Consider the following 18,411-nt stretch of genomic DNA (forward strand, 5'->3'; position numbering starts at 1 on the left):
CCCTTCCATCCGATAATGGACAGAAGGGCAGCGCTTGTATGTTGTACGCTTCGTTTTCTTCCGTCCCTGTCTAAAGTAGATCAAGGCAGACTCTTCATAAAATTGGGTATAGCAGGTACAGTTCACAAAGGATACTGTCCAACTATTAATATAACAATTTTATATGGAGACGTACAGTTTTAATATTTATGTTGCTTTTGCAGGGTTTGAAATCAGCATAGCTCAATATCTGCTGAATAGACACCTTTGACTTCACCGGAGGCCGTTTTGATTTCGAGAACGCCTGCCTCTGTAATACCAACAGCTACCCCTTCAATAACCTCACGGAGCGTTGTTGCGCGAACATGCCGCCCGATAGTTGCAGACGCCTTTTCCCATAGCGCCTTGATTGGTGAGAAGCCATTTTTTACATACTGATCGCCGTAGCTCTCTAAATAATAGAGCACCTTAGCTACAAACTCTGCACGGTCTACTTCCCTGCCGAGCTCTGCAGAAATAGATGTAGCAATCGTATGGAGCTCCTGCGGGAAATCTTCTATCTTCTGATTCACATTAATGCCTATCCCAATCAGCAGTGCCTGGATACGGTCTGCCTCTGCTACCATCTCTGTTAATATACCGGTACACTTCCTGCCATTCAGCAAAATATCGTTTGGCCATTTAATTTCCGGCTCAAGCTCTGGATACAAAGCCTTCATCGCATTAACAATGGAAACAGCTGCCACCAATGTAAACTGCGGTGCTTGATGGGGCGGTATATCTGGCTTTAGGATAACGGTCATCCATACGCCCTTCCCCGCTGTAGATTCCCACGGGCGCAGCATTCGGCCACGTCCAGCCGTTTGTTCCTCCGCAATGACAACGGTTCCGTCTGCTGCCCCGTCTCTTACAAAACCATGGGCAAGAATCTGGGTTGAATCTACTGACCCAAAATGGTGAATAACCTGTCCAATACGCTCTGTCTCCAGATGCGTCTGAATGCGTGCAGCATCCATACGGTCAGGGGCACTCTTTAGAACATAGCCCTTTTTTTTCACCGTCTCAAGTATGTATCCCTCTTCCTGCAGCACCTGTATATGCTTCCAAATTGCTGTGCGTGACACACCAAAGTCATTTGCCAGCTGCTGCCCGGAAATGGGTTCCCCACCTGCTCTTAATAATCTTGCTAATAATTCATCCTTCATTGAGAAAGTCATGTATGAACCAATCCCTTATCTGCTCTTTATTGTTTTGGACTTCACCGCTGAGCACAGCGAGAAGGGCTTGTTCTATCGCTTCTTTCAGCCATGGCCCGCCTTTTCCTTCGTGCCACTCTATAAAATCATGGCCGTTTGCAGCAAGCTCCTGCCTTGCTTGGATAGGCAGCGACTCCTTCTTGCGGGAAATTTCCTCTTTTTGGAAAGGCAATGCTTTTCCCTCCCATATGGCAAAGTCAAAAGCTGCTTCTAATACATCTTGCTCATATGTGAAATAATCAAAAGGAAGCCAGCCGTCCAGCAGCTTATTATACGCTGCCAGTACCTGCTGTATAAAATTTTTGATTTTATTAGATAGACGGTAGGATTCCACAATGCCCTGTCCATCCTTATTCAGAAATGCCAAGTAAGCCCAGCCGACAGCCGCCTTGTTTGCGCAGAACGATGTCCACCTTGCCTGATGATCTTCGATATGCCCGGGAAGATGATGTGCCAATCCGCTTTCTACGAGTGAATCGATTCCTGCTTTCGGCGCGGCACTCACCCATATTTTCTCCAGTTCCGCTGCGATCCGTTCATGTGCAACGAAGGCTATTTCATGGGCATGCTCCTTCACGGCAGCTAATGTTGCAGGCTCGATCGTAAAGCCGAGCTGTGCTGAAAAACGCACAGCACGCAGCATCCGTAACGCATCTTCTGCAAAGCGGTCTGATGGATTCCCCACGGCCCGGATGACTTCCTTTGCAATATCATCCCGGCCGCCGTATAAATCAATAATTTGTTCATCTGCCCTCATCGCAATCGCATTCATCGTGAAATCCCTGCGCTTCAAATCCTCTTCAAGCGAACGAACGAAAATCACCCCATCCGGCCGACGGTGATCCACATATTCGCCATCTGTCCGATAGGTCGTCACCTCAATTGGTTCCCCGGCATCTAGTACCAGAATCGTACCATGTGCAATCCCGACATCAACCGTTTTGCCAAAGACCGTTTTCACTTCCTCCGGCAATGCACTGGTCGCCACATCGACATCATGTCCGGGTCGACCGAGGAGCGCATCCCGAACGGCTCCCCCTACGAATACAGCTTCGAACCCGGCTGTCTCAAGCTGTCTAATAACCTGTTTTGCTGCCTGCCATTGTTGTTTCATATTTTTACCGCAGCCAGCCTTTCATATAATTTTTCGTACTGCTCAATAATTGATTCAGAGTTAAATTTTGTCTGTACTGCTTCAAGCGCATGGAGACGGAATGCCGAGAGCTTTTCTTCATCGCTCAGCAGCTCGATTGCATGGCGGGCTACTGCATCAGTATCACCAAGCTCTACAATAAATCCATTTTTCCCATGTTCGATTACTTCCGGAATACCTCCGATGTTTGTACCGATTCCCGGTACACCGCATGCCATTGCTTCTAACAGCACGAGCCCAAATGATTCCTTTTCCGATAATAAAAGCTTCAAATCACTAATGGAAAACAGCTCGGCGACATTTTCCTGTTTGCCTAAAAACAGTACATCGTCCGGATAAGGCGAGGCTTTTACCTGGTCTGTCACCCGGTGCTTTTCAGGTCCGTCCCCTACAAGCAAAAGCTTCGCGGGCATGGCTTCCCTTACTTTCATAAACGCTTCGATAATATGCGGGATGTTTTTGATCTTCCGGAAGTTCGACACATGGATCAGCACCCGCTCATCTTCCCGAATGCCAAAACGAGCTCTTAAGTCCGTTCCGTTTATTGGGTGGAACACACTTTCATCAACAAAGTTGTAAATCGTTTCGATCGGCTTTGTCGTTTCAATACGCTCGTATGTTTCTTCCTTCAGCGCATTTGATACAGTCGTCACAATATCCGAACGATCAATGCCGTATTTAATTGCCTGGGCTAATGTCGAGTCTTCACCGAGTACAGAAATATCCGTACCGTGGAGTGTCGTCACAATGCCAATATTCTCGCCGCTCATATCCCGTGCCAAGACAGCACAGACAGCATGTGGAATCGCATAATGCACATGCAGAATATCTAGTTTTTCCTCTTTGATCACTTCGGCCATTTTACTAGCCAATGCAATATCATATGGTGAGTACTGGAATACAGAATAATTATTTACTTCCACTTCATGAAAAAAAACGGTTGGATAAATTTTATTTAATCGGAATGGTACGCTAGAGGTAATAAAATGAATCTCATGCCCCCGCTCTGCCAGCATTTTTCCCAGTTCTGTTGCAATAACACCTGAACCGCCGACTGTTGGATAACACGTAATACCAATTTTTAATTTTCGCATCCGTTTCACAACCTTTCTCTAATCCAGATTCTTATTGTCTTCTTTCTTGGATCAGCCGCCAATCGACCAATCCTGCATCTAACCCTTTAAGCAATATTTCCGCCGTACCCATATTGGTTGCCAGCGGGATATGATACAAGTCACATAGACGAATAAGTGCTGTCACATCCGGCTCGTGCGGCTGCGCCGTTAACGGGTCGCGGAAAAAGAACACCATATCCATATCATTATTGGCTATCATGGCACCGATCTGCTGGTCTCCCCCCAACGGACCTGAACGCAGGAGTGTAATATCCAGCCCTGTTTCGTCCATAATTCGCTGTCCCGTCGTACCTGTTGCAAAAAGGTCGTGTTCCTCAAAAATATGTCGGTACGCAATGACAAACTGTACTAAGTGATCTTTTTTCCGGTCATGTGCAATCAATGCAATTTTCATTCTTCCACCTGCTTAAATAATGTTTTCTAGGCCGTACACAAGACTTTCCATCCCGATGACCGTTTCAATGCAGAAAGCCACTCCGCTCATGAAGGATTCCCGGGTTAATGAGTCATGACGGATTGTCAATAACTGCCCTTCCCCGCCAAATAATACTTGCTGATGAGCCACTAGTCCAGGGAGACGAACCGAGTGAATTCTCATTCCTTCAAATTCTGCCCCGCGTGCGCCTTCATGTGTTTCTTTTTCATCCGGATGGCCCTGGATTTTTTCATGGCGCACTTCTGCAATCATTTGTGCTGTCTTTACACCCGTTCCGCTTGGGGCATCGAGTTTTTTATCATGGTGCATTTCAATAATCTCCACATCAGGCAAATACTTTGCAGCCTCCCGTGCAAATTTCATCATCAAAATGGCGCCAATCGCAAAATTCGGGGCAATAATCGCTCCGATCTTTTTTCTGGCCGCAAGTTCTTTCAGCTCTGTCAGCTGCTCATCCGTAAAGCCAGTCGTCCCAATAACCGGACGTACATTCAGCTCCAATGCCTGTTTTGTATGGGTATAAACAGAATGAGGATTCGTCAAATCAACGAGCACATCCGGTTTTGTTTCTTCCACAAGCTGCGCAAAGTCGGTAAAGATCGGCACCTCATAAGTGTTTGGAAAGGCATCCAGCTCTGCTAATGTTGTCCCTACTTCCTTATAATCAAGGACAGAAACGAGCTTCATTCCTTCACGTTTCATCACTGTATGTACGGCTTCCATTCCCATCTTTCCTCGTGCTCCAGCAATTGCTACCTTAATCATATCGTTCTTCCTTTCGTGTCCAACGATCTTTATCTCTCGTTTCGAATTTATGTAGTACTTGGAGTAATGCATCTTCTAATCGAATTCCCTGCGCATTGGCAAAACAGATTAATGTAAAAAATAGATCTCCCGTTTCCTTTTCTATATCATTTTGATCTATTTGCTTCTTTTTTACATGTCCATAAACATGCTGGACTTCTCTGGAAAGCTCCCCTACTTCTTCCGTAAGACGGGCAAGCATTTCGAATGGTGGAAAATACCCTTCTTCATATTGTCCAATGTAAGCATCCACTCTATTTTGTAATTGCGTTAACGTTAGCCGTTCCATGCATTCACCCCTCTTTGCTATCGTATAGGAAATAGCGTTATGTTGTCAAAACAAGAAAAATGCAACATAATGAAGATACTGCTATTGTTCCACAAATAGTTACTAGTTTTCCGAATATTTTATCACTTTTGCCAAAGGAGGTCTTTTTTTGAAAGGTATTAAACTAAAAAATATTATAGGCATCCTGCTTGGTGCAGCCATTTTCAGTTTTGGCTTTGTGCATTTTAATATGCAGAACGAGTTAGGGGAAGGCGGCTTCAGCGGGATTACATTAATTCTTTACTTTACACTTGGCTGGGATCCTGCACTTATGAACCTTATATTGAATATCCCGATGTTTCTCCTTGGCTGGAAGCTGCTCGGTCGTCGTACTTTCATTTATACACTTGTCGGAACAGTCGCTGTTTCCCTGTTCCTTAAGCTGTTCCAGGCGAATCAATTCCAGATGAACCTGCAGGATGATAAGCTGCTTGTCGCATTATTTGCCGGCGTTTTCATCGGTGTAGGCCTCGGTATTGTTTTCCGCTGCGGCGGCACAACAGGAGGGGTGGATATTTTTGCCCGTGTTGCCAATAAGTATTTAGGCTGGACAATGGGGAAAACGATGTTTGGGTTTGATACAGTCGTCATTTTGCTATCTTTGCTTACATTCCTCGATGCACGCTCAACGATGTATACACTTGTAGCCGTTTATGTTGGCGGACGAGTCATCGACTTTGTACAGGAAGGTGCCTATTCTGCAAAAGGAGCCTTCATTATTTCGAACGAAGCATCCGCTATTGCCGATGCAGTAACAGAAAGAATGGGCCGCGGGGTTACCATTATTAACGGACGCGGTCATTTCACAAAGGAAAATCGTGACGTCCTATATTGTGTAGTGGCACGAAATGAAATTGTGCGCTTAAAATCCCTTGTTATGGGGATTGATCCTCATGCGTTTGTTTCGATTGTCGAAGTACGGGACGTTGCCGGTGAAGGATTTACCCTTGATGATCAGAAGCAGCCAATTCATTAATTGTTTCTCTTTTACCGCACCTCGCCAATTAAGCGGCTGATAGCCTAATGGCGCCACTTCCTGTGGTAACGGCTGGTAACGGCTATCTGGCCGGCTTCCTGCTAACTTAACGCGGGGCTCTTGATGAGGGAAACTAAGGTTACAGGATATCGCAAAAATATTTTTTAGTACATTGCCTTTTGAAGCAATGTACTTTTTATTTACTGTTTTTATCATTTTCGATTCCTGGTTCAGGGGTTAATTGAATAATTTGACCATCTTTTTTACCGAACTCATATACGAGTTTTTTTTCGTTTTCAAAAATTACGGTTGCGACGAATAAATGACCAAACCCTAAACTTCCCTTTACTTCATATATTTCATGAGGCTTATGATTTTGCAATAAATATTCATATGTTTCTTTTTCGATTAGGTGTTTCCTGTACTCAATGTAACCTAAAGCAATTAACAATGCAGCGATAATGCTGCCGGCCGAAACTGTTATGAAAATAGCAAGTTTTCGAATGTAAAACACCTCATGTTCCGTTCTTCTTTCATAAAAGTTATTTACCTATATATCCGGATTTTAATTATTCTTTATTATATTTTCAACTTTTTCCAAGTGATATCTTTACAGTTCCCCTAAGCCGGTTGCCCCACTTCCACAACCAATAAAACAGCAGCCCTGTGTACTATACGTACCAAGCCTGCTGTTTAGTATTTATTTTATTCCGTTAGTTCTAATGGAGAGGCGATATTCGATACGCCATCCCACGCTCCGTTTAACGAAAAAGTATAAATCTTTTGCCTGTAAACATCGCCCGCCATTGTTTTTCCAACCGCGAGAACAGCTATATATTGCTCGCCGTCTATTTCATACGTAATGGCTGGTGTATTACTGTCTGCCCCTGTTTCATAGCTCCATACTTCTTGTCCTGTCGCTGCATGTAGAGCACTTATCCGTCCATGATCGCTACCTGCAAATATAATATCCCCTGCTGTGGCAAGAAGGCTTGTATATTCGGTATGCTGCCAGTTTACCTGCCAGGCGACTTCATTTGTCCTTACATCAAACGCCGTCAATAACCCCGAGCTGGCATTCGATGCTCTATCTTTTATTCCTGCTACATTCATCCTGCCTTCCACATATTTGCTTTTGCCTCTTCCCACCGGCTCTTTCTGTTCTCCAAGCACATAGTAATATTCTGTTTTTGGAGAATATGCAGAAGGCTGCCAATTACTCGTCTTCTGAAGTGAAGGCTCAATGACCGGAAAATCCCAAAATGGTGTAAATACCGAGGCAAGACTTTTATCTGATGGATCTTCCTTACTTTGCCCATCTTTTTCTATCGTTGAATGGACTCGGCTTTGTACTGTAGAAGGGGGATGTTCCGCAGCTGACTCTACACCCTCCTGCTCAAATGCTGAAAGCTCCTCATTTTTAAATAACGGCACGCCACTTTCTCGATCAAGCAAGTATACCCAGCCTTGCTTTCCGGCCTGTCCAAGCACCTTCTTTTTCTCCCCTTCTTGTTCCACATCAAATAGAACAACAGGATTTGAGGCATCGACGGACCATTTCTCTATACTTTCATCCTGGAAATGCCATTTATATTCGCCAGTTTTGGCGTTTACCGCTATAATAAGGTTTGCATTCAAGCTATCTTCCTCTGCTTGACTGGCAGGTTCAGAAGCTGCATAGCCTGCTGCGAAGTAAATAGTGCCTGATTCTGTATCGACGGCCGGTGTATTCCATATAGGTGCTACTTCTACTTCGTGCTCTTGGCTTTCATTCAGACTGCTTATCTCGTTGGTTTTTCCCGGGATGCCGTCAAATGTCCATACATCCCTTCCATCCTTCGCATCCAATGCTACGAGTGAGCCGGTAGTGCCGGCCTTTCCGCCTGACACCCCTATATAAATCTTATTATTATAATAAAGCGGAGCAGTTGTTATATTGTAACCTTGTTGTGAATCAGCAGCCTCCTTTTCCCATATCACTTCACCATTTTTTTGATCAAGTGCTACAAGCGTTGCATCCAAGCGACTGACATACACTTTTCCTTCTGCAACAGCTACACTTCTTGTACTCCTGCTGCAGCATACCTCTTCCTTTGTCTCCTGTAAGTCGGGATGGTATGTCCATAATTTTTCCCCGGTTTTAGCGTGTAATGCTACGACATCCCCTAAACCGACCGCTACGTACATTACATCATCTACAACGATCGGAACGGCCTCGCCTAAAGAATTATTATTAATACCCGGACCTAGATCAGCAGCCCACGCAGGCTTCAAATCCTGAATCGTGCCTAAATTAACGTCAGCTAACTGGGAATACCGCCGATTAAAATAATCTCCTCCATATGTCGCCCATTCCTCCTCCGCATATTCAGCTGTACGCTCTTTTGATTCCGGAGTGAAAATGGCATAGCCGCCTCTGTGTCCATTAGATTCATTATCAGATAATGTATTTTTTGTGATGAGGGCTGATAAATAAGCAATCCCTCCTATAAAAACTCCCCCTAATAAGACCGCTAGCAGTATTTGTAGCCAAGCTTTTCTAAAATCCATTTACCCCCTCCTATTTTCTCTACAGGATACGCCGGATCAATCTATTACATGACTAAATATTCTCCATGAATATTGAGGATTGATAGTTTTTTACATACAAAAAAACGCCCAAACAGAAACTCTGTTTGGACGTAGATATTAATCATCTGAGCGCATACCTGTATAGATTAGTACTAAACGTAAAAGCTCCAGGACAGCTACTGCTGTTGCTGCAACATATGTCATTGCTGCCGCGCTTAACACTTTACGCGCGCCTCTTTCTTCATTGTTGCCGATAATGCCAAGCGATACTACTTCATTCATCGCCCTCTTCGATGCATCAAATTCCACCGGCAGTGTAACCACTTGGAATAAAACACCCGCTAACAAGAGAAGGATTCCTAGTAAAAGGAAGCCAGAGCTTGAAGCAAAGATACCGATCATGACGAAAATCCAAGACATATTAGAAGAAATATTTGCTACTGGTACTAGTTTTGCACGCAATGTTAAAAAGGAATATGCTTCTTTATGTTGAATCGCATGGCCGACCTCATGGGCAGCAACTGCAATACCAGCCAATGATGATTGATAATAGTTTGATTCTGAAAGAGCTACCGTTTTTGTAGCCGGGTTATAATGGTCGGATAAAACACCTTGTGTTGGTACAACACGTACATCCGTCAACCCATGGTGGTCCAAAATCATACGTGCCACTTGAGCACCTGTCATTCCACGCTGTGAAGGTACTTCAGAAAATTTGCGATACGTACCTTTTACTTTCATTTGCGCATACAACGGTAAGAGCAAAATTACAGCAAAATATACAATATACATTCCTAAACCCAATTATATTCTCCCTCTCTATAAAAAGCTTTCTATAACATAATTTTATCTAGTTTTTAGAACACTTGCAAATGTTTGCGCCTACGGGACACGGTATAGGCAAGCACGATACACGCGATGGACAGCCAAAACGTAAAGTAGCCGATATCGGCAGCATATAGAGAAAGTACACGGTAAGTAGGCATTTGACCAAATACATAGTCGATGACATCATTATGCAATGTCCAAACCGCCCCTATTACCACATGCCCAAGACGAAATGCATATTTTGGGATATACAGAATGGCCTGTACAGCCATCATGAAATGTGAAAAAACAAGCATCCAGCCATCTGCTCCTAATGACCCTAATTCGGCCAACGTCAGCATGTTCATTACGACGGCCCATAAACCGTATTTGACTAAAGTAATTAATGCCAGTACTTCCATCAGCTTAAAATGCTTCCCGAACAGCCAGCCAACAACAGCCAGGCAGAAGAATAGACTTGCAGTCGGACTATCCGGTACAAAAATGTAAAATATCGGATCGGTAACTGCCAATTGTCCCTGATACCAATAATACCCGTAGATGGTACCTAAAAAGTTAATAATAAGCACCAAAGTCAAAAAGGCACGATGCGTTAAAAGATACCAGCTTTTTACGAAAAACGTTTGCATATATGTTCTCCTTCTATTTACGAATCAACTTGTACAAAGTTTCATCTTTTTTCGACATTTTATGAAACGGGAAAAAAAGAGAGCCAGCGAACTGACTCTCTTGTTATTACTACTTTTCTTTTAAATCTGCAATGTACTGAGCTAAAGTTTCAAGCTCTTCATCAGTACCTTTAAATTGGCCAGCCGGCATACCGCCACGGCCGTTAATGATTACTTCTTTAACTTCTTCCGCTGTCAGCTCATTGCCTAAAAGCGTTGGGCCGGAAACCCCTTCGAAGTCGCCGCCGTGACATCCGATACATGAAGAATTGCCTTCAAAGATCTTATAGCCTTCTGCTTCTTTATCGACTTCTACATCAGGCAGCAGTCCTAAGTCTGCATCCGAAATTTCGCCTTGTGACTCAATTGTTTCCCAGTTTGTAGCATGTACTGACTCCCAAGTGAGGTATACCATCGCAGCAAGAGTTAATAGCATAATTGCAGTTGGCAATGGACGCTTTGATGGTCGACGCTCTGGTGTAGTGTCCAAGAATGGCATTAATGCTAATGCACCGAATGCGATTGCTGGCATTACTACAGCACCGATTACGTTAAATGCACCTGAAGTATAAGTATATTTTAATAATTGGTACATGAAGAAGAAGTACCAGTCCGGTAACGGAGTATAAGTTGCGTTTGTTGGATCTGCCGGGCCTTCAAGTGGCGAAGGGTGAGCGACAGTCAATAATAGATAGCCGATTAAGAAAACTGCCCCTACCATCCATTCTTTTAATAAGAAGTCTGGCCAGAAAGCTTCAGTTTTTCCCGGATACTCGGAATAATCTTTTGGCTTGTTCGGCATACGGTTATTCGCTTTAATACGCGAGTCGCCTACAAACTTCATTCCTTTTCCGCGTTGCATATTGTCCCCTCCTTAAAAAATCATCAAAACATTGTTTAAATCATAGTGGTCCTGAAATACCTTGACGGCGAATCATGATAAAGTGAGCTGCAAGTAAAGCAAATAGTACAGCTGGCAAGAAGAATACATGAATTGCAAAGAATCGTGTTAACGTTTGCGCCCCAAGGATTGTCGAGTCACCTGCTAAAAGAATTTTAATATATTCACCAATAAATGGTACAGATGCCGCGATTTGGATACCTACTTTTGTTGCGAACAACGCTTTCATGTCCCAAGGAAGTAAATAACCTGTGAAACCTAAGCCCATCATTACACCGAAAATACCTACACCAACAATCCAGTTTAACTCACGAGGTTTCTTATAAGAGCCTGTGAAGAATACACGAAGTGTATGTAAGAACATCATTACAATTACTAATGAAGCTCCCCAGTGGTGCATACCGCGAACGATCTCACCGAAAGCTACTTCGTTTTGTAGATAATAAACTGATTTCCAAGCATTCTCTACGTCCGGTACATAGTACATTGTTAAGAACATACCGGATAAAATTTGAATTACTGTGATGAAGAATGTCAATCCACCAAAACAATAAACGAATGCTGAGAAGTGATGTGCAGGGTTAACGTGCTCTGGCACTTCGTGGTCGGCAATATCACGCCAAATAGGAGTGATGTCTAAACGTTCATCGACCCAATCGTAAATTTTATTTAGCACTGATGTCGTACCCCCTAACTAAATTATGCAAAACTATTTGCGAATTTTTTCCCAAGCATTAAATAGCCATCTTTTTCAGACACTTCATATTGATCTAAAGGCCCTGTTGGTGGTGTGTGTGGAACGTTCACACCTGTTTTTTCATACCGTCCACCGTGACATGCACAATAGAATTGCTCTGGATGCTCTGAATCTCCCGCCCAGTTTACCGTACAACCTAAGTGTTTACATACTGGTGAAAGTGCAACAATTTCGTCTCCATTCTTATACACCCAAGCTGCATCAGTTACTTCAGACTTGTACCATGCATCAACTTGTTCGTATGAGAAGTCAACTTTTACCGGTTCTTCCGAAAGCTCACTAACTTTTTGACCTGTTACAACAAAGTCCCCTTCAGCTTTCGTCTGTAAGACTGGATCAATTGCGAAGCGTAGCATCGGCATTAGCATACCAGCAGCCATAAATCCACCAACACCTGTAATTGTGTAAGTTAAAAATTGGCGTCGTGTTACTCGATTATTACTCAATCCTTTTCCCCCCTCTGACTAAAAGGTTAGTCCAACGGACATATACTTTTACAAATAGTAATAACTAGGACATATCTATGATATATCAATAAAATAGGTTGGTCAATATCGCATTCGTCCGTTTTCGACTTATTGTGAACATTTGATGAATCAAATGTCTAGACGCTTGTCCAAGCCCTCGTAAACGTTGGAATGACCTGCTTTAGCTGGTCTTCCAAAACTCTCTGTTTGACTGCCTTATCCATCGATTCAAGCGGGATGGCCGGCAGCCAGATGACTTCCAGTTCACTATCCACAGTTGTCCAATGATGGTCACATGTCATAAAAAAGATATGTTTAAAGCCTGCTGATAGGAGCTCATCTTTTATCTTTTCTGGTTGAATGGCATCTTTTAATGCTGGCGTATAGGAAAATGGGGGCGTTACAAGCAATCGTCCCTTAAATTGTTGTTCGATAAAAGCTGTAAGCGACATTAAAAACTCTGCCGCCGAACTGCTTTGCCTACTACGATCATCAGCAAACTCTAAACTAAGCAACGGTACAATCGCCGTATCAATGAACTGCTTTTGTGATTGGAACTGTTCTATATCTTTAACATTAAAAAACATGCTTTCTCTTCCTTCCAGATCTCATGGTTGTGATGACGTATGCTTCAAAGCTTGCAATAAATTTGACAGTTCAAAGAAGCGTTCTTTGTCCCCTGCATCAAGCGCTTCATCTATTTGGCGCAAGATTTTTTCCTCCTGGAATGCGAGCATGCTATCTTTCAACAGCTGCTCTGCCATTACACGATCCTTTTCACTAATGTGAAGGGATTTCGGCATATAGGGATTTTCTTCGAGCACTGACAAGTAATGAATATGTGGTGGGATATTTGGGAAATTGATTTGTATGAATATGCTTTCATCTGGATTCAAACGTAAATCATGAAAAGATTTTTCGGCATCGCTTGTCATGACATTCCCTTTATAAAAGCGGAACGGGACACCGGTATGCTCTACAGAGGACATGACCATCGCCCGGGGACAATAGTGCGCCTCCTCTACAAAGTGTACATGCTCAAGCAGACGGTCGTTACTTAATAAATAATTTAAAATCCACACACATTCTCTTCTCTTTAATTGATGATTTTTCAAAAACCATCGGATAAATGTTTTTTTCTCTAATACTGGGATGGAAGAAGTCATCCTATTCCCCCTTTATTCAAAGCGTTCAAGTAAGTTTTGCCATTCCTGTTCTGTCGGTTCTAGGTGGGCAAGCTGTTTTGCTATAGCATATGCCTCCTCCTGCCTGCCGTCTTCAAGCAGGAAGTAACAATATTTCTCTAAAAACGACACATCTTCTTTAAAGTCATTATATGCGTTCTTATAAATTTCATATGCTTTGGCAAACTCCTCCTCTTTATCATACGCTTCTGCTACATAAGGATAAAGGGCTGTCCAGTCAAAATCTTCATTTTGCAGGTGTTCAAATAATTGAATGACCTCTCCGTAGCGCTCTTCCTGCGCATAAATTGACATCAATACAAGCGTTGCTTCCATATATTCAGGATCTAGTGCGATGGCTTGCTGCAGATGTTTTTCCGCTTCATGCGGCAGATTGTTCTTCAGCGCCATTTTACCGGCGAACAAGTACAAGGCCTTATCATATTCATCACGTGTTAATCCTTCTTGGATCGCTTTATATGCCCGTTTATTATCCTCAAGCATCGCATAGCTTTCCGCCAATAACAGGTACGCTGAGAAGTAATCCGGGTCCAGCTCCTTTAAGTCTTCCAGCTGCTGGATGGCCGTTTCGTATTTTTGTGACTGGAAGGCAGCATAGGCTGATCCGAACAGTAAGTCCGGTGTCACCTCTTCTTCAAGTGCCTCCATATAATAGTCGAGCGCCGTCTCATAACCAGCACCAGCGCGGTATACTTCCGCTAAGCGGGCCGCCAGTAAAACGCCTGCAAACTGCTTATCCTTTTCATACAGTTCCTCGTAAATACGGGCCGCTTCCGTGAATCGGCCGGTCTCAAACAGCAGCTCCGCTTTTGCGAAATGTAGCAGCGGCTCATTCGGCAGCAGTTCAAGAGCATCATTGATACGTTTTTCCGCTACCTCAAATAATCCTTGCATCTGATAATAGTCTGCCATAACAAGCAGCGCCTGCGGATATTCAGGAGCGTCTTCCGGAATGGAAAGCAGAAGCTCCAGCGCTTCATCTTCATTTCCCATTTCCATAAAGACATTGGCCCGATCGATTGTAATTTGGGCTTCTTCAGGGAACAGGAATGCCAAGTGTTCTAATACTCGGTTCGCCTCCTCTAAATAGCCGTAGTGCATTAGCAGTTCCGCCGCTTCATACTGCTCACCCGGTGCTTCATTCATCAAAAACGTTTCTAGAAACGCATTGATTTGTTGAAGGTCGCCATTCTGAATGGCTTGTAACATTTCATCCATAGATACTTTCACCTTTTCCATCTTAGTCAATCTTTATGCTACCTCACGGCTGTCTGCTAAACAAGGAAAAAGGACTCTGTTAAAACAGTATCCTGAAATATTTTGTAAGTTATACTTCTGCTTGAAGAAAAGTGCAGATAGACACAGGCTATCTGCTCAATCTGCACTTTTTTGTTACATTAATGGTTCATTAATGCTTCAATATGTTCAAAAAACATCGGATAAGATACGGCTATGCAGTCCGGATCATCAATTTCTACAGGACCGTCTGCAATAAGTGCCGCTACTGCCGCCATCATCCCGATGCGGTGATCGCCATATGATTGCAATGAAGCACCGTGCAGCTTCGTTGGTCCGTTAATAATCATGCCGTCTTCCGTCGCTTCGATATCCGCGCCCAGTTTCTTCAGCTCTGCCACAACAGCTGTAATACGGTCTGTTTCTTTCACTTTTAGTTCTTCGGCATCTTTAATAATTGTTCTGCCCTGTGCTTGTGTGGCAAGCAAAGCAAGAATAGGAATTTCATCAATTAAGCGTGGGATGATTGCCCCTTCAATTGTTGTGCCTGCAAGATTCGAAGTGCGGATCGTAATCGTTGCAGTAGGCTCTGCTGCCTGTTCGTCTTCAATAACGACCTCCATATCAGCGCCCATTGCCTGTAATACATCGATAATCCCCGCGCGTGTTTCATTTACCCCTACATTTTTCAGCACAATCTCGCTCTTTTGCGCAATAGCCCCTGCTACTAGGAAGAAGGCCGCGGATGAAATGTCACCGGGTACATTTACATGAGTTCCTCTTAGTTTCTGACCGCCTTCAAAGGATACAACCCCGTCTGCCGTTTCTACTTTTGCGCCAAACTGGCGGAGCATGCGTTCAGTATGATCGCGTGATATTTCCGATTCCCGGACTACTGTTGTACCTTTTGCACGAAGACCGGCTAATAGGATAGCTGATTTTACCTGTGCGCTCGCTACAGGCATCGTATAATCGATGGAGGTAAGTTCCGTTCCCTGGATAGCGAGCGGCGTAAATTGTCCGCCTTCCCGCCCTGCAATTTGGGCACCCATCAGACGAAGCGGATCTACAACGCGGCGCATCGGACGTTTACCGATCGAGGCATCACCCGTCATAATGGTATGTATTTTCGTTCCCGCTAAAATCCCCAGCATAAGGCGCGTCGTCGTACCGGAATTCCCCGTATACAATACTTCCTTTGGCTCTTTCCACGCATCAATGCCCGCGCTTTCGATTTTTACATTTGTGCCGTCAACATCAATTTTCACACCCAGCTTGCGGAAGCAATCAATTGTGCTTAAACAATCCTCCCCAAGCAAAAAACCCTCAACGGTTGTCGTACCCTCTGCGATAGCACCAAACATGACAGAACGGTGCGAAATTGATTTATCACCCGGCACTTGGATTTCACCGTGCAGGCCGGGACGCTTATAATCCATCGTTTTCATAAAAATCCTCCTTTTGAAAAAGAGCAAAAAGCATGGATGCTCTTTGCCTTATGAAATATACGTATCGAAATTTGCCCGCCTTGCGATACATTTCGCTGCCTGTTCGCGGTCTTCTGCGGAACTAAAGCTGATGACTAAAATACCAAAGACATCTTCCCGCGTTTCGACAATTCGAATGTTCGTAATGCTAATCTGATCCTCTGCCAAGTAACCTGTTACTTCAGAAATCACCCCTGGGTAATCCGGTACATCTACATACAGATCGTATGGTACGAATAATGCCCCTGAGGAAGTAGGCAGTGCATCCCGCACTTCCTTTGCTACAGCAAAATATTGCTCAATCATCTCCTCGCTGCCGTCTAGAAGCAAGGATTTCACCCGGTTCATCTCCGCCATCCATTGTTCAAGCTGGTCAATGAGCTCCCCCCGGTTTTGGACGGTAATATCCCGCCATAAGATAGGATTAGAAGAAGCGATTCTTGTAATGTCGCGGAAGCCACCCGCTGCCAAAGAACGTGTCATCGGCAGCTGGGCATTTTCCAGCTGCAGCTGGTGCACAAGTGATGCAGCGACAATATGCGGGAAGTGGCTGACAACAGCCGTCATATGATCATGTTCCACCGCATCGACCTTTACAAGCTTCCCGATTGTGTATTTCAACAGGTCTTCAAGACGCTCCAGCTCTTCTATTCTTTCATCCTCAAAAGGTGTTAGCATATAATATGCATTCTCAAAAAGATAAGGCTTTGCTGCTGTCACACCGCTTTTATGCGAGCCTGCCATCGGATGCCCGCCAATGAAGGTAATACCCATCCCCTTCAATTCCTCCGCCTTCTTCATGATCAGCGCCTTTGTACTGCCTGTATCAGTAATGATGACATCCTTTTTTAATACCCAATCTTTCAACTGCTCCATCCATTTTAATGTGGCACTTACTGGTGTGCCAAAAATAATGAAATCCATTTCTTCTGCTACTTCCGCCGGATGTTCTACAATTTCATGTACTACTTTTAAAGCCTTCGCCAATTCTCTCGTCTGCGGTAATGCATCATAGCCGAATATTTTCGTCTGCGGAGATTTCTGCAGCGCAAGCGCAATGGACCCGCCAATCAGCCCCAGCCCAATGACAAGCACATTTTTCGTCATGCAAGTACTCCCTGCTCATACAGCACTTCTTCAAGCAATGATAAAAATTTGGCATTCTGCTCTTCTGTACCAATTGTCACACGAATATAGCCTGGAGCACCTAATGCCGCGCCGCTGCGGATAATGAAGCCTTTTTTCATCATTTCTTCAAAGACGGTATTGCTGTCTGCTTTTACCTCAAACAAGACAAAGTTAGTTTGGGATGGGTAGTAGTGAAGCCCCTGCTTTTCACACCACGTAACGAACTGCTGCTTGCCTTTTTCATTCGCTTCGCGGCAATGCTCGATGTATGCCTGATCCTCCAGTGCGATAGCAGCTACCTTTTGACTCAAAATTGTATTGTTGAACGGGGCGCGCACCGGATCCAGCTTGGCAATTGTCTGCTCCTGGGCAATCCCATAGCCTACACGGAAAGAAGCAAGGCCATAAGCCTTGGAGAATGTGCGAAGAAGGATGACATTTTCATATTGGCGGAAATATTTTAATGTATTTTCATGTGCAGGATCGTTCACATACTCGATGTACGCTTCATCAAGTACAACAAGAACATCCGAAGGTACTTGCTTCAGAAAGCCCTGCAGCTCCGCATCGGTTACAATAGTGCCTGTCGGATTGTTCGGGCTGCAAACCCATACAACAGAGGTATTTTCATCAATGGCTTCAAGCATCGCTTCTAAATCATGCCGACCTTCTATACACGGCACTTTGCGCACCTCTGCCCCTTCAATTTCAGCATTGTGCCAATACTGGGAGAACGATGGGTCTGCCATGACCGTATTGACGCCTGGATACAACAATGCACGGGTAATAATCGCAATCAAATCATCCGAACCATTGCCAAAAATAAGCTCTGTCTCTTTTACGCCTAAGTGGTTTGCTACTGCTGTACGTAAATCCTGGGCATAGCCATCCGGGTAAATAGCATGATTCGTTTCACCTTGCTGCAGAAATGCTTTTACTTTAGGCGAGCTGCCAAATGGATTTTCATTGGAAGCAAGCTTTACTACCTCATCTAAGCCATACATTTTCTTTACTTCTTCAATTGGTTTACCTGGCTGATATGCTTTCATGCCGTGAATTTGTTGTTTCCATTTCATATTACTCTACTCCTTTGTG

Annotated in this window: 20 protein-coding genes; 1 reads left to right on the forward strand and 19 read right to left on the reverse strand. The window is 44.0% G+C overall.

Translation table 11 applies throughout. The features are described 5' to 3' along the window. Positions 1 to 212: 212 nt before the first annotated feature. From BOD01S_RS09725 to BOD01S_RS09750, 6 genes are read right to left on the reverse strand one after another with little or no spacing between them, the layout of a single operon-like run. The gene (locus BOD01S_RS09725) at positions 213 to 1,196 is read right to left on the reverse strand and encodes a biotin--[acetyl-CoA-carboxylase] ligase (RefSeq protein ID WP_036154518.1); all 984 of its coding nucleotides are present in this window, start codon (positions 1,194 to 1,196) and stop codon (positions 213 to 215) included. Beyond that, positions 1,174 to 2,349: a CCA tRNA nucleotidyltransferase gene (locus tag BOD01S_RS09730; RefSeq protein WP_036154515.1), complete on the reverse strand. Its 1,176-nt coding sequence runs from the start codon at positions 2,347 to 2,349 to the stop codon at positions 1,174 to 1,176. The genes BOD01S_RS09725 and BOD01S_RS09730 overlap by 23 nt, the downstream gene beginning before the upstream one ends. Further along, positions 2,346 to 3,482 carry an N-acetyl-alpha-D-glucosaminyl L-malate synthase BshA gene (bshA, locus tag BOD01S_RS09735; protein ID WP_036154513.1) on the reverse strand — a complete coding sequence of 379 codons (1,137 nt, stop codon included), beginning with the start codon at positions 3,480 to 3,482 and terminating at the stop codon, positions 2,346 to 2,348. Before bshA ends, BOD01S_RS09730 begins: the two co-directional genes overlap by 4 nt. 31 nt (positions 3,483 to 3,513) lie before the next feature. Next, positions 3,514 to 3,918: a methylglyoxal synthase gene (gene mgsA / locus BOD01S_RS09740; RefSeq protein ID WP_036154511.1), complete on the reverse strand. Its 405-nt coding sequence runs from the start codon at positions 3,916 to 3,918 to the stop codon at positions 3,514 to 3,516. A 12-nt stretch (positions 3,919 to 3,930) separates the two neighbouring features. Continuing rightward, the gene (gene dapB, locus BOD01S_RS09745) at positions 3,931 to 4,725 is read right to left on the reverse strand and encodes a 4-hydroxy-tetrahydrodipicolinate reductase (RefSeq protein WP_036154509.1); all 795 of its coding nucleotides are present in this window, start codon (positions 4,723 to 4,725) and stop codon (positions 3,931 to 3,933) included. After that, complete coding sequence (locus BOD01S_RS09750; RefSeq protein WP_036154507.1) at positions 4,718 to 5,053, reverse strand: nucleotide pyrophosphohydrolase; 336 nt, start codon at positions 5,051 to 5,053, stop codon at positions 4,718 to 4,720. Before BOD01S_RS09750 ends, dapB begins: the two co-directional genes overlap by 8 nt. A 148-nt stretch (positions 5,054 to 5,201) precedes the next feature. Between BOD01S_RS09750 and BOD01S_RS09755 the strand changes: the two genes are divergently transcribed. Next, entirely contained in the window at positions 5,202 to 6,068 is an 867-nt protein-coding gene (locus tag BOD01S_RS09755) for a YitT family protein (protein ID WP_036154506.1), read from the forward strand. Positions 6,069 to 6,264: 196 nt separating this feature from the next. On the opposite strand, the gene BOD01S_RS09760 is transcribed toward BOD01S_RS09755, so the two are convergent. From BOD01S_RS09760 to hisC, 13 genes are all read right to left on the reverse strand, one after another. Beyond that, the gene (locus BOD01S_RS09760) at positions 6,265 to 6,582 is read right to left on the reverse strand and encodes a hypothetical protein (protein ID WP_036154504.1); all 318 of its coding nucleotides are present in this window, start codon (positions 6,580 to 6,582) and stop codon (positions 6,265 to 6,267) included. A 191-nt stretch (positions 6,583 to 6,773) separates the two neighbouring features. Beyond that, complete coding sequence (locus BOD01S_RS09765; RefSeq protein WP_052124831.1) at positions 6,774 to 8,618, reverse strand: pyrroloquinoline quinone-dependent dehydrogenase; 1,845 nt, start codon at positions 8,616 to 8,618, stop codon at positions 6,774 to 6,776. 138 nt (positions 8,619 to 8,756) lie between these two features. Next, positions 8,757 to 9,431 carry a zinc metallopeptidase gene (locus tag BOD01S_RS09770; RefSeq protein WP_036154722.1) on the reverse strand — a complete coding sequence of 225 codons (675 nt, stop codon included), beginning with the start codon at positions 9,429 to 9,431 and terminating at the stop codon, positions 8,757 to 8,759. Positions 9,432 to 9,496: 65 nt separating this feature from the next. Further along, the gene (gene lhaT, locus BOD01S_RS09775; protein WP_036154502.1) at positions 9,497 to 10,096 is read right to left on the reverse strand and encodes a lipoprotein heptaprenylglyceryl N-acetyltransferase LhaT; all 600 of its coding nucleotides are present in this window, start codon (positions 10,094 to 10,096) and stop codon (positions 9,497 to 9,499) included. Between the two features lie 109 nt (positions 10,097 to 10,205). Next, positions 10,206 to 10,997, reverse strand: a complete 792-nt coding sequence (locus BOD01S_RS09780; RefSeq protein WP_036154500.1) for a menaquinol-cytochrome c reductase cytochrome b/c subunit — start codon at positions 10,995 to 10,997, stop codon at positions 10,206 to 10,208. A gap of 40 nt (positions 10,998 to 11,037) precedes the next feature. Further along, positions 11,038 to 11,712 carry a menaquinol-cytochrome c reductase cytochrome b subunit gene (gene qcrB, locus BOD01S_RS09785; protein WP_036154498.1) on the reverse strand — a complete coding sequence of 225 codons (675 nt, stop codon included), beginning with the start codon at positions 11,710 to 11,712 and terminating at the stop codon, positions 11,038 to 11,040. 23 nt (positions 11,713 to 11,735) lie between these two features. Continuing rightward, complete coding sequence (locus BOD01S_RS09790) at positions 11,736 to 12,239, reverse strand: QcrA and Rieske domain-containing protein (protein WP_036154495.1); 504 nt, start codon at positions 12,237 to 12,239, stop codon at positions 11,736 to 11,738. Positions 12,240 to 12,397: 158 nt separating this feature from the next. Continuing rightward, complete coding sequence (locus BOD01S_RS09795; RefSeq protein WP_036154493.1) at positions 12,398 to 12,847, reverse strand: YpiF family protein; 450 nt, start codon at positions 12,845 to 12,847, stop codon at positions 12,398 to 12,400. Positions 12,848 to 12,868: 21 nt separating this feature from the next. Then, the gene (locus tag BOD01S_RS09800; RefSeq protein ID WP_036154491.1) at positions 12,869 to 13,426 is read right to left on the reverse strand and encodes a ReoY family proteolytic degradation factor; all 558 of its coding nucleotides are present in this window, start codon (positions 13,424 to 13,426) and stop codon (positions 12,869 to 12,871) included. A gap of 12 nt (positions 13,427 to 13,438) precedes the next feature. Further along, entirely contained in the window at positions 13,439 to 14,683 is a 1,245-nt protein-coding gene (locus BOD01S_RS09805) for a tetratricopeptide repeat protein (protein ID WP_036154489.1), read from the reverse strand. A gap of 179 nt (positions 14,684 to 14,862) precedes the next feature. Next, entirely contained in the window at positions 14,863 to 16,149 is a 1,287-nt protein-coding gene (gene aroA / locus BOD01S_RS09810) for a 3-phosphoshikimate 1-carboxyvinyltransferase (RefSeq protein WP_036154488.1), read from the reverse strand. A 48-nt stretch (positions 16,150 to 16,197) separates the two neighbouring features. Then, complete coding sequence (locus BOD01S_RS09815) at positions 16,198 to 17,295, reverse strand: prephenate dehydrogenase (RefSeq protein WP_036154485.1); 1,098 nt, start codon at positions 17,293 to 17,295, stop codon at positions 16,198 to 16,200. Then, positions 17,292 to 18,392 carry a histidinol-phosphate transaminase gene (gene hisC / locus BOD01S_RS09820; protein ID WP_036154483.1) on the reverse strand — a complete coding sequence of 367 codons (1,101 nt, stop codon included), beginning with the start codon at positions 18,390 to 18,392 and terminating at the stop codon, positions 17,292 to 17,294. The genes BOD01S_RS09815 and hisC overlap by 4 nt, the downstream gene beginning before the upstream one ends. Positions 18,393 to 18,411: the final 19 nt, after the last annotated feature.

The sequence above is a fragment of the Lysinibacillus odysseyi 34hs-1 = NBRC 100172 genome, from assembly GCF_001591965.1.
In the GTDB taxonomy this organism is placed as follows: domain Bacteria; phylum Bacillota; class Bacilli; order Bacillales_A; family Planococcaceae; genus Lysinibacillus_B; species Lysinibacillus_B odysseyi.